This window comes from Lysinibacillus sp. BPa_S21 (assembly GCF_023337795.1).
Taxonomy (GTDB): Bacteria; Bacillota; Bacilli; order Bacillales_A; family Planococcaceae; genus Lysinibacillus.
This window is the reverse complement of record NZ_JALIRS010000002.1, coordinates 157,222-169,588: the sequence shown is the minus strand read 5'-3', so window position 1 is coordinate 169,588 and position 12,367 is coordinate 157,222. Positions and strand designations below refer to the sequence as shown.

The following is a 12,367-nucleotide window of genomic DNA, read 5'->3' as shown; positions in this document are numbered from 1 at the left end:
GGTGCATCACAATGAAAGAGAATTGAGGTTTTAAAGAATGAAAGTCGTTTTACAACGTAGTAAAGCCGCCTCTGTTACTGTTGACGGAAAAGTGACGGGAGCTATTGATAGCGGTTATGTTCTTCTAGTGGGCATTACACACGGGGACACGCAAGAGGATGTTGAATATTTAGCGAAAAAAGTAGCGAATCTCCGCCTTTGGGAGGATGCTGATGGAAAAATGAATCATTCCATTTTAGAGCATGGAGGGGCTATTCTATCCGTCTCACAATTTACATTGTATGGGGATGCTAAAAAAGGGAATCGTCCAAGTTTTACAAGTGCAGCAAGACCAGAAGTTGCGGAACCGTTATGGGAGGCGTTTAATAATGCCTTGCTTGAACACGGTTTACATGTGGAGACAGGAATATTTGGTGCAATGATGGATGTTGCACTAACAAATGATGGCCCGATTACAATACTTCTTGAGTCTAAATAAATGGTACATTTCCTATAATTTCTTCATACAGTAAATAGTATGGTTAGTTTTGTAGGAAGGAAGTGTATGAAGGATGACGCAAGTAGGAAGCATATCAAATCCATATTTATACGAAACTCTTAACATGATGATTGGTCAGGAAATTGTAGTACAAACTGAGAAAAATATTCAGCAAGGAAAATTAATCTCTGTATTACCAGACGATATCGTTGTAGAGGTTAGCCGTACACCGCTTTTCATTTGTATGAAGGAAATAGCATGGGTGACGGTAGCAAAAAGAAAAGAATAAGCGCATAAAGGATCACATGTAAAGTGAGTTGGAGCCTTTTTCGTTTTAGCGTTAGGCATAATGGATTTAAACGAAATAGTCATAAATAATTTCATAAGTGCATAATAAATAAGCTGCAAGGAAGTACAGTTCTACTTTCCTTCGCAGCTTATTTGTTATTGCTCGATTGGTGAAGACTAAGAATCTCAAGTTTCGCTTTATTAATTTTCGTTAAAGTAGTTTAAAATACCTTGGTAGATGCCGAGAGTAGCTTGTTCACGGAATTTAGCGGTTGTAATAAAACGTTCCTCACTACCATTACTTAAGTAGCCTAGCTCTATAAGGGCAGCCTGTTGGCGATTTTCTCGTAAAACTAAATAATTCCCTTGCTGGGTCCCACGATTCTTTAAATCTATTTTATTTGAGAGTCCCTTATTTATTGCCTCTGCAAGACCTTGTTGATTACTGTTCATATAATATGAGGTAAAGCCATTAACAGAGCTATCGTCTGTTGCATCATAATGAATACTGATAAAAGCGTCTGCCTCATACTGGTGCGCAATGGATACGCGTTTACGAAGTGCCACATATTCATCAGATTCTCTTGTCATAACAACATTGGCTCCAGCGGCACTTAACTTTGAACCAAGTAGAGATGCCGTTTTCAATGTAATTTCCTTCTCATTTGTTCCACGTTGTCCTGTAGTGCCGTGATCATTTCCACCATGTCCTGCATCTACGACAATTGTAAGCCCATTTAAAGTGCCTTTCTTGCGTGGCTCAGATTTTTCCTTTTTTATAGCAGTTGCGGCATTACCTGACGAAGTGGTAGTAACGACCCAGTTTGCCACGAATGCAGTTTTGTCATTTACTTGTATTTCGTAAAAGTCATTTTTAGCGCCCACAATAGGGTAGGTTTCACCAGCATCTACACGTGTAACAACATCAGCTGCTGTTGTTGCATCTGTCCGTAGGTTTGTCCCATTATAAATGATTGTGACAGATTCAAGCTCTGAGGACGATGTAGATTTGGATGCCGTTTTTTTAGTATTTGAATAAGTGCCGTAAAAGCTATAAACCCAACCTGTTATTTTGTTGTTATATTGAATTTGTACCCAGTTATGCTCTTGAGCTAGCACTTTAAAGGCTTGTCCATTTGAAACAGTACCTATTTTTTTAGCATTTAAGTCGGGCTGTTGGCGCACATTAAGCGAATCCACTAAAACTGTAAATGTTGTATCTTTGTTGATTTTTTTTGTAGATACTTCAATTTTTGGTTCGTTAGCTTCTGTCTTTTTTTCGGGTAGGTCATTGATCGTAACATAGTCAGTAGATACCCACCCAACTAGTCCGTTCCAATCTATTTTTGCCCATTCGCCATTTTTTTCAATAAGTGTTGCTTGGTTTCCTATTGATAATTGTCCAAGAACTGCTGAAGATATGTCAGGCTCAGTACGGATATTTAGACGATCGACTTGTGAAATCAAGGTTTTATCAATCATTTGTTTATCGTTGATTGAAGCTGTCAGCCAGGAGGCTACCCAACCTTCGTAATCGCCTGCTTTTACTTGAATCCAATCGCCCTCTCGACTAATAGAAGTTAAAGGATCACCCTCATCTAATGTTGTAATGATTGGATAGGATAGGCCAGGTCCCTCACGTAAATGAAGAATCGTTCCATTTACTTTTAAATCACTGGTGTTGGCTAGTGCTTTTTGAACATTATTCATACCTGGAATCGCAATCATTAGCACTAATACGAAGATGATACTAATATTTAAAAGTTTTTTCCTCATCAGATTCCTCCTATTCTTGTGCTATTTTACCATGCTTTTGTAATAGATTTCTTGGGAAAAAGGTAATGGAATTTGTTATTTTAACAAATGTATTGTAAAAAAAACAAAAACAGTTGACATTGCCTATTGTTGTGACTAACATAAAGGGTAATCAAAAATGATTAATCGCTTATGACCAAGCAAGTAGCATATACCTCTATTGAAGAAGAGAGGGAAAGACCTAGGCTGAAATCTTTCCTACAAAAATGTATATTGTGAACAACACTTGAGAGGCTTTTTTCTGAAAAGTAATGCTTAGTAGGAAAAAACGGAATCGGCCGTTATCCGATTAGGAGGAGGACGCATGTATTTGATGCGTCAACTAGGGTGGAACCGCGGAAGCTTGCACAGCTCTCGTCCCTTGCAATACGCAAGGAGGCGAGAGCTTTTTTTATTGGACATTTTGAGCGTTTCGTTCCTCAAAAATGAAAGAAGACCAGAAGACAGCTTGTTCATAAGCAATTTATAAAGGAGGTTTTTCTATGAGTTTTAAAGTGCCACGAGGGACACAAGATATCTTGCCTGGTCAATCAGAAAAATGGCAAAAGATAGAAGCAGTTATCCGTGATATCTGTCGTGTTTATCGCTACAATGAAATTCGCACACCAATTTTTGAGCAAACAGATTTATTTGCACGTGGTGTCGGTGAAACAACAGATGTTGTTCAAAAGGAAATGTATACATTTGAAGATCGCGGTGGCCGTTCGTTAACATTACGTCCAGAAAATACAGCTGGTGTAGTTCGTGCTTATGTGGAGCATAAAATGTTTGGTGCACCTGATCAACCAGTAAAGCTTTCATATTTAGGACCAATGTTCCGCTATGAACGTCAACAAGCAGGGCGTTACCGTCAATTTGTTCAATTTGGCGTAGAGGCCATTGGTTCAGCTGATCCAGCTATTGATGCGGAAGTAATTGCACTTGCAATGGATGTCTATGAATCCGCTGGTTTAAAGGATTTAAAATTAGTCATTAATTCACTTGGCGATAAAGAAACACGTGAAACACACCGTACAGCGCTGCTACAACATTTCGAACCACATATTCATGAGTTTTGTTCGGATTGCCAAAATCGATTGCAAAAAAATCCATTACGTATTTTGGATTGTAAGGTAGACCGCGAGCACCCATTAATGAAATCTGCACCTGCATTAACTGATTTCTTAACAGAGGAATCAGCAGCATATTTCGCTCAAGTTAAAACGTATTTAGATACACTGGGTATTACGTATGAGGTTGATCCAAATCTTGTAAGGGGTCTTGATTATTACAATCATACTACTTTTGAAATTATGTCAACGGCTTCTGGTTTTGGCGCAATAACTACACTTTGTGGTGGAGGTCGTTATAATGGCCTTGTGCAAGAAATCGGTGGACCTGAAGTACCAGGTATCGGTTTCGCATTAAGTATCGAGCGTTTGTTACTTGCACTCGAAGCTGAGGGTGTTGAATTAGATACAGCATCAGGACTTGATGTCTATATGATCGCTATGGGCGAAGAAGCGAAGCTAAAAACTGTAGAATTAACAAGTACCTTCCGTGCAAAGGGCATTTCTACTGAGATGGATTATTTAGATCGCAAAATGAAAGCTCAAATGAAATCGGCAGACCGTTTAGGTGCAAAATATACGATTGTTTTAGGGGAAACAGAGCTAGAAGAGCAAGTAGCGACTGTTAAACATATGGAATCAGGTGAACAACAAAAAGTAGCGTTCTCAGAATTAGTGAACTACCTGTTAAAACAATAAACGATTAATCGTTTATAGCAATACAGGATGATCTGTCCAAATGATTAAAAATCTATGCCTTCATTTTGGACAGATTACATCATTTACATTGAAATGAAATCTAATTTTCCTTAGCATCCATTCGCTACTTATTAGGAACTGTATGCTACATAAGTAAAATAAATGGTCAATCATCAAGAGTTAGGGATGACGTTTTGTGGATAAGATAGAACGCAAATCACCCCTAAGTTATGGTAATTAGCCAAATAAATTTTGGAGGAATTAAATAAATGGCAACACGAACACATGCTAGTAACGAACTTTCAGAAGCATTAAAAGGTGAAAAAGTCGTATTAAAAGGTTGGGTACAACGTCGCCGCGACCTAGGTGGTTTAATTTTCATTGATTTACGTGACCGTACTGGAATCACACAAGTAGTGTTTAGTCCTGATGTAGCAGAAGCGCATGCTTTAGCTGATAAAGTACGTAGTGAATACGTAATCGAAGTGGAAGGAACAATCATTCTTCGTGCAGAAGATCAAATCAACCCAAATGTACCAAACGGCAAAATTGAGGTAGAAGCTACAAAATTAGTCGTGATTAATACGGCAAAAACAACACCATTCCAAATCGAAGATCGCACGGATGTATCCGAAGATTTACGTTTAAAATATCGTTATCTTGACCTGCGACGTCCTGTAATGTTTGATACTTTCAAAATGCGTTCAGACGTTACTCGTACAATTCGTAACTTCTTACAAAACGAAGGCTTCTTAGAAGTAGAAACACCAATTTTAACAAAATCAACTCCAGAAGGTGCTCGTGACTATTTAGTACCATCACGTGTTCATGAAGGTGAATTTTATGCATTACCACAATCACCTCAGCTATTTAAGCAATTATTAATGGTATCTGGTTTCGAGAAGTATTTCCAAATCGCACGTTGTTTCCGTGATGAAGACTTACGAGCTGACCGTCAACCAGAGTTTACACAAGTAGATATTGAAACAAGCTTCTTTACACAAGAAGAAGTTTTAGAAATGAATGAACGCTTAATCCAAGCTGTAATGAAAGAAGTAAAAGGCATTGATATCCCTGCTCCATTCCAACGAATGAAATATCAAGAAGCCATGGATCGTTACGGCTCAGATAAACCTGATGTACGTTTTGGCTTAGAGTTAGTTGCATTAAACGATATTTTTGATGGCTGTAATTTCAAAGTATTTGCTGATACAGTAGCTCAAGGCAAACAAGTAAAGAGTATCAATATTAAAGGTGCAGCAGATAAATATTCTCGTAAAGACATGGACGAACTGACAAAATTTGTTGGCATTTATGGAGCAAAAGGTCTTGCTTGGTTAAAAGTAACAGAAGAAGGCTTAAATGGACCAATTGCAAAATTCTTTGACGATGCTTTAGCAGCTTCATTAATTGAACGTATGAAAGCTGAAGTAGGCGATATTTTAGTATTTGTAGCTGATAAAGCGTCTGTTGTAGCAGCATCTCTAGGTGCACTTCGTACGAAATTAGGACAAGATTTAGGCTTAATCGACGAATCAGAATTTGCATTCCTATGGATCACAGATTGGCCATTGTTTGAGTACTCTGAGGAAGATGGTCGTTACTATGCTGCCCATCACCCATTCACACGTCCATTCGATGAAGATATTCAGTTAATGGATACTGATCCTTCAGCAGTGCGAGCACAAGCGTATGATATCGTATTAAACGGCTATGAGCTTGGCGGAGGTTCATTACGTATTTATGAGTGCGATTTACAAGAAAAAATGTTTAAATTACTTGGTTTCTCAGAAGAAGAAGCGAAGGCGCAATTTGGTTTCTTATTAGAAGCATTTGAATACGGTGTACCGCCACACGGAGGACTAGCATTTGGTCTTGACCGTTTCGTCATGCTACTTGCAGGTCGCAACAATTTACGTGATACAATTGCATTCCCGAAAACGGCAAGTGCAAGCTGCTTAATGACAGACGCACCAAGTGAAGTGTCTCCTGATCAATTGAGCGAGTTAAGTTTAGCCATCAAACCATTCAGAAAATAATTAATTCTAAATACCTGGGTTCTCTAGCAAAATTTGTTGAGAATCTAGGTATTTTTTGCGTTTTCGCAAGAATTTAGATTTTTCTAAAGAAAATAGTTTGAATTATCAGATATAAGGTGTTATTATAACTGTAATACGAATCCTGATGTGTTCGTCTAATTGCCAGCTCTACTTAACAGTTTTGACCGAACACTTTTGAATCGGGAGCCTTCATTTTGTAGTCGCAAACAAGCCCCAACGGAGCGGGACGTTTAAAGCTGCAAAGCGGGCACCCCCCTGCGAATTGCGGGTTCAAAACGAATGTTTCTTGGTATAACGGCACAACCGGGATTCGTCATACATAGTAAATACGTACAAAAGGGAGCATAAAATAGCTCCTTTTTTAGTGCAAATAAATAGTTACTCAAAAAGACAGGGGAGAACAGACATGATCCTTGGTAAAAAAGAATGAAGTGAAAATTGTGCCGTATAATAATGAATGGAAAAATGAATTTATACGAGCTCGTTCTATGATTATAGAACATACGAATATCCATTGTGATCGTATTCAACATATTGGTAGTACATCGATTGAGGGGATTCAGGCAAAGCCAGTGATCGATATTATTATGGGTGTTGATGATATTGATAATATTTTAGAGTCATTTTTAAAAGAAATGAGAAAAGCTGGTTTTTATAGATTGCGTGTAGAAAGACCGGCAGAAATTGTATTTGCCAAGTTTACAGACGACACATTTGAAGTCAAAACACATTTTGTTCATTTGGTGAATTATCAAGAAAAAAAGTGGTGTGATTTATTGTTTTTTAGAGATTATTTAAATGCAAACGAAGACATCAAAAGGCAATATGAAAAGTTAAAATTAAACTTCCTTAACAGCAATTTAAAGGGAATTAATGATTATACATCATATAAAGAGCAATTTGTACAATCGATTTTTAATAAGAGAATTGCTTTGGCAGGTGATAAATAAGGAGTGGCTATAAATTACGAAAATAGAACAAAGAAATTGAATGATAATTAATCATTCTCGTTAATTGGATTTACATTTGTAAAAGCTATACTTTGTGTATAAAGTTGATTGAAGTGAAGGCTGGGCGACTCCTTGGGGATTAGCGTCACAGATGAGACCCTGGAGCGAGTGAAGCGGCTCATCGGACGCCCCCAGGAAAGCGCCCAGCCGGAACGGAAATCAACCCCACGTTATGATAATTCATCTAAAAATTTAGAAAATATAAAAAAGTACTTTTTATTTTTGCAAAAGCATTATATAATTGGTATAGACAACTATACCGATTTAACAGGTAGCTTGGTAACTTCGGCAAAGGCTCCTCAAAAAATGATTAGGGGGTGATCTATTGAAGAATACGCTTTTAATTTCCAATGTTACGATCGTCAATCATCATGAAGTATTTATAGGGGATGTATTCATTGAAAATGGTAGGGTTAATAAAATAAGTCGCGATTTATCTGTTAAGGCTGAGCATTATATAAATGGTAAAGATAAAAATTGGTTTCTACTACCTGGCTATATTGATATGCACATCCATGGCTCTGCTGGACACGATGTGATGGATGCTACGCAATTAGCATTACATCAAATGGCACGCTCTTTAGTACAGGAAGGCGTTACGGGCTTCTTAGCTACTACAATGACACAATCAATAGAAGCGATTGAAAGCGCTTTAATGAATGTTGCTCAATTTGAAAATAATGATGATGAGGCAAGCTTATTAGGAATACATGTAGAGGGTCCTTACGTATCGAAAAAACGGGCAGGAGCACAGCCAATTGAATATATTATTCTACCGTCTACAAAGCAATTTGCATCCTGGCAGAACATGAGTAAGCAACGCATTAAACAAGTTACAATTGCTCCAGAAGTAGAAGGCGGATTTACGTTTATTGAATCGCTAAAGGATTTAAATGTTATTGCTTCTATTGGCCATTCTGACGCAACAGTTGAGGAGGTGGATAGGGCGGTAACATTGGGCATAAAACAGGCTACACATTTATATAACCAAATGCGCCCTTTCCATCATCGAAACCCTGGTGTCGTTGGTGCAGTGCTATTAGAGGATCAGGTGAAGACTGAAATTATAGCTGATTTCGTGCATAGCCATCCTCAGGCTGTGAGGTTAGCATATCGTCTTAAGGGAGCAGAGGGGATTATTTTAATAACCGATGCGATGCGAGCAAAAGGCTTACATTACGGTGATTATGATTTAGGTGGTCAAACCGTTCATGTTTCTAAGGATGGAGCTCATTTATCTAATGGGGCTTTAGCAGGAAGTGTACTAACGATGGAGCAAGCCGTGAAAAATATGAAAGCTATCACCAATTGCTCATTGCAGGAAATTGTTGCAATGTCCTCTACGAACGCAGCTAAGCAATTACAGCTTTCAACTAAAGGCCATATTGCAGAAGGCTATGATGCAGATTTTGTATTACTGGATGAAAATTTAAATGTACAAAAAACTATTTGTCGGGGTAAAGTTGTATTTGAGAAATGAAAGTAAAGAAGGCGATAAGGATGGTGCAACACTTGTTAGATAAAAATTCTCATATACCTATCTATATACAAATAGAAGAAATCATTAAACAACGCATTTATTTAGAAGAATACAAAATCGGTGAAAATATACCTTCTGAGCGAGAGCTTTCTGTGCAGTTTGATGTGAGTAGAATGACTGTTCGTCAATCAATCACAAATTTAGTCAATAGCGGATTGCTGTATCGTGAAAAAGGGAGAGGTACATATGTCGCCAACCCAAAATTAGAACAACCGTTAAAAGGATTAACAAGTTTCACAGAGGATATGCGAGCAAGGGGGATGGAACCAAGCAGTAAAGTTTTACGCTTTGAAAAAATCGTACCACCAGTTGATATTGCTAGAGACTTAATGTTAGGGATGGGTGAAGAAGTATTCTTCGTTGTACGAATTCGTAGCGCAGATTCCAAGCCTATGGCAATCGAAAGAACCTATATACCAGCAAAAGTATATCCAGAATTAGATGAAAAGAAAATAATGGGGTCTTTGTATGCATTAATTGAGGCGAAGTTTCATCAAAAAATTGGCAATGCCATTCAGCAAATGGAGGCAGCTATTGTGTCAAAAGAAGATAGTAAATTTTTGCAAATTAATCATACTGCACCTGTGTTAATTATTAAACGTACAAGTTATTTATCTGATGGGGTTCCGTTCGAGCTTGTGCGAAGTACTTATCGAGCTGATCGATACAAATTCATTAGTGAAATTAAAAGGTGATCCAATGGATGCATATTTTCTAGAAATACAAAAGCTAATGCAGATCGTGAAGGAGCAAGAATATGCTCAAATAAAAGAAGCTGCACGGTTAATTGTCCAAAGGCTTCAACGCGGAGGGATTGTCCAATTATTTGGTTGTGGCCATTCGCAACTTTTAGCACAGGATGCATTTTATCGTGCGGGAGGGCTTGTACCTGTACGTCCGATAATTATTGAGCCTTTAACATTACATGCGGGAGCAATGGCATCATCTAAAAACGAGAAAGACCCAACGATCATTGAACAGTATAAAGATCATTTTGATTTTCATGAAAATGATGTTTGCATAGTTATATCGACATCTGGGAGAAATCAAGCACCTATAGATGTAGCATTTTTAGCGAAAAAGGCAGGCGTGCTTGTTATGTCTTTACAATCTCTTGCGTATGGCGAACAGCCGACCCGCCATCAAAGTGGACAGCGCTTAGAGGATGTAGTAGAGCTAGCTATCGATACACATATACCGATAGGAGATGGTTTGCTGCATCACAATGAAATCCAGTATGCACCATCCTCTACAGTTATTGGTTCCTTTATTTTAAATGCATTATTTAGTGAGATTATTGAGAATATGGCTATATCTAATGAAATATTACCGGTTTTTAAAAGTAATAATGTTGATTCGGATTTGTCTCATAATGAGGCTATGATTGCCAATTATCAACATCGTATTAACTTTAAATGACATGCGGAGGGATATCGATGAAGAAAATGTTTAAAATTACATCGCCAGAGGGACTACATGCTAGACCTGCAGCGTTACTAGTAACCGCTGTAACACCATTTGACTGTGACGTGCAGTTAACGTATAAAGAGAAATCAGTCAATTTAAAATCAATTATGGGCGTTATGGCACAAGGAATTGCATCGGGAAGCATTGTAGAAATATCAGCAGAGGGATCTGATGCCGAGAAACTTTTTCAAGCAATAACAGAAGTAATGGTTTCTAAAGGAATTGGTGAAGAATGCTAGAAATACAGGGAATTGCTGTTTCTCAGGGAATTGCTTTTGCAAATGCATATTGTTTAACGGAACCAGATCTAACTTTTGAAGAACGTAAGATTACGGATGTACATGCTGAACTAGATAGATTTAAGGAGGCCATTGTAAAAACGAAAGCGGAACTTCACGAAATTCATGGATTAGCTCAGGAGAAATTTGGTGCTGAAAAAGCGGCTATTTTTGCGGCACATTTATTAGTACTAGAGGATCCTGAAATGCTTTCGTCTATTGAAGCGAAGATTCAATCTGGGGTGAATGCTGAATTTGCATTAGAAGAAGTATCGAATATGTTCGTTGCCATGTTTGAAGGGCTAGACAATGTCTATATGCAGGAGCGAGTTGCAGATATTCAAGATGTATCTAAACGAGTATTAGCCCATTTATTAGGTGTTGAACTGGTGGATATGAATCGTTTAAATTCTGATGTTATTATCGTTGCGAAAGATTTAACACCGTCTATGACCGCTATGCTAGATACAAAGTATGTAAAGGGGTTTGTAACGGATATTGGTGGCAAAACTTCTCATTCTGCTATTCTCGCAAGGACGTTAGAGATTCCAGCAGTGGTTGGGACGAAAAGCGCCACGGAGGTTATTCAGCATGGAACACCAATTATTTTAGATGGGACAAATGGCAAGATTATTGTCAACGCTACATCAGAATTATCTAGCTTCTATAGGCAGCAGCAACGTTTACACAATGTGGAGTACGAAGAACTTCTTCAGTATCGTTCGTTACCAAGTGTGACTGCAGATGGAATTTTTGTAGAAATTGCAGGAAATATAGGGAATCCCGACGATGCTGATATGGTCATTAATGCTGGAGGGGATGGCATCGGCTTGTTTCGGACGGAGTTTTTATATATGGAACGGCAGGAGCTACCTACTGAGGAGGAACAGTTTCAAGCATATAAAAGCGTACTTGAGAAAATGCAAGGGAAGCCAACGATTGTTCGAACATTAGATATTGGCGGCGATAAAAATCTGCCATATTTAAAACTTCCAGCTGAGATGAACCCTTTTCTTGGCTATCGTGCCATTCGAATAAGTTTAACGCAGCAAGAAATGTTTCGTGTACAGATTCGTGCATTACTAAAAGCAAGCGCATACGGCAATTTAAAGATTATGTTTCCGATGATTGCTACATTGGACGAATTTAAAATGGCAAAGTCCATTTTGCTTGAAGAAAAACAAAGTTTGAAAAGCGATGGGTATTCTGTATCTGAAACGCTAGAAGTAGGGGTGATGATTGAAATTCCATCAGCAGCCATCATGGCAGATATCCTTGCAAAGGAAGTGGACTTTTTCTCAATTGGTACAAATGATTTAATCCAATACACGTTAGCAGCAGATCGCATGAACGAAAATGTATCTTATTTATATCAACCGTACCATCCTGCTGTATTAAGACTTATAAAAAATGTCATTGATGCAGCACGACATCATGGAAAATGGGTAGGTATGTGTGGTGAAATGGCAGCGGATGAAATAGCAATACCGATTTTACTAGGGTTTGGATTAAACGAGTTTTCGATGAGTGCTTCCTCTATTTTAAAGACTCGTGCACATATCACTAAGCTCTCTAAACAGCAGTTAATGCTACATAATGAACGTATTTTACTGCTATCCACGGCATTAGAGGTTGAGGAATATGTCAAAAGTAATTTATTAAGTTTATCATAAATTGCAAGAA

At 38.1% G+C, this 12,367-nt stretch carries 11 protein-coding genes, 1 other RNA gene and 1 other annotated feature; of the genes, 11 read left to right on the top strand and 1 reads right to left on the bottom strand.

The genetic code is table 11. The annotated features are described in order from the left end of the window. Positions 1-37 precede the first annotated feature (37 nt). Both dtd and MOK21_RS04070 read left to right on the top strand, forming a co-directional pair. On the top strand, positions 38-478 hold the full coding sequence (gene dtd, locus MOK21_RS04075) for a D-aminoacyl-tRNA deacylase (protein ID WP_249072698.1): 441 nt from the start codon (positions 38-40) through the stop codon (positions 476-478). 73 nt (positions 479-551) lie between these two features. Continuing rightward, a complete protein-coding gene (locus MOK21_RS04070; RefSeq protein WP_249072697.1) occupies positions 552-767 on the top strand; it encodes a DUF2642 domain-containing protein in 216 nt (71 codons plus the stop codon). A gap of 200 nt (positions 768-967) precedes the next feature. On the opposite strand, the gene MOK21_RS04065 is transcribed toward MOK21_RS04070, so the two are convergent. Next, entirely contained in the window at positions 968-2,542 is a 1,575-nt protein-coding gene (locus MOK21_RS04065) for an N-acetylmuramoyl-L-alanine amidase family protein (protein WP_249072696.1), read from the bottom strand. A gap of 162 nt (positions 2,543-2,704) precedes the next feature. After that, positions 2,705-2,946: a binding site (T-box leader), on the top strand. Positions 2,947-3,063: 117 nt separating this feature from the next. On the opposite strand from MOK21_RS04065, the gene hisS reads away from it, so the two are divergent. The 9 genes from hisS to ptsP all read left to right on the top strand — a co-directional run bounded on the left by hisS (position 3,064) and on the right by ptsP (position 12,357). Next, entirely contained in the window at positions 3,064-4,329 is a 1,266-nt protein-coding gene (gene hisS, locus MOK21_RS04060; RefSeq protein ID WP_249072695.1) for a histidine--tRNA ligase, read from the top strand. 269 nt (positions 4,330-4,598) lie between these two features. Next, on the top strand, positions 4,599-6,368 hold the full coding sequence (gene aspS, locus MOK21_RS04055) for an aspartate--tRNA ligase (protein ID WP_249072694.1): 1,770 nt from the start codon (positions 4,599-4,601) through the stop codon (positions 6,366-6,368). A gap of 136 nt (positions 6,369-6,504) precedes the next feature. Then, positions 6,505-6,703: non-coding RNA, 6S RNA (ssrS, locus tag MOK21_RS04050), on the top strand. A 99-nt stretch (positions 6,704-6,802) separates the two neighbouring features. After that, on the top strand, positions 6,803-7,339 hold the full coding sequence (locus tag MOK21_RS04045; RefSeq protein WP_249072693.1) for a GrpB family protein: 537 nt from the start codon (positions 6,803-6,805) through the stop codon (positions 7,337-7,339). A 385-nt stretch (positions 7,340-7,724) separates the two neighbouring features. Beyond that, positions 7,725-8,879 carry an N-acetylglucosamine-6-phosphate deacetylase gene (nagA, locus tag MOK21_RS04040; protein ID WP_249072692.1) on the top strand — a complete coding sequence of 385 codons (1,155 nt, stop codon included), beginning with the start codon at positions 7,725-7,727 and terminating at the stop codon, positions 8,877-8,879. Between the two features lie 32 nt (positions 8,880-8,911). After that, on the top strand, positions 8,912-9,634 hold the full coding sequence (locus MOK21_RS04035) for a GntR family transcriptional regulator (protein ID WP_374110115.1): 723 nt from the start codon (positions 8,912-8,914) through the stop codon (positions 9,632-9,634). A gap of 4 nt (positions 9,635-9,638) precedes the next feature. Beyond that, positions 9,639-10,358: a sugar isomerase domain-containing protein gene (locus MOK21_RS04030; protein WP_249073029.1), complete on the top strand. Its 720-nt coding sequence runs from the start codon at positions 9,639-9,641 to the stop codon at positions 10,356-10,358. 17 nt (positions 10,359-10,375) lie between these two features. Continuing rightward, positions 10,376-10,645 (top strand): HPr family phosphocarrier protein, encoded by a 270-nt coding sequence (locus MOK21_RS04025; protein WP_249072690.1) that lies wholly within the window; start codon positions 10,376-10,378, stop codon positions 10,643-10,645. Continuing rightward, positions 10,639-12,357: a phosphoenolpyruvate--protein phosphotransferase gene (gene ptsP, locus MOK21_RS04020; protein WP_249072689.1), complete on the top strand. Its 1,719-nt coding sequence runs from the start codon at positions 10,639-10,641 to the stop codon at positions 12,355-12,357. Before MOK21_RS04025 ends, ptsP begins: the two co-directional genes overlap by 7 nt. Positions 12,358-12,367 lie beyond the last annotated feature (10 nt).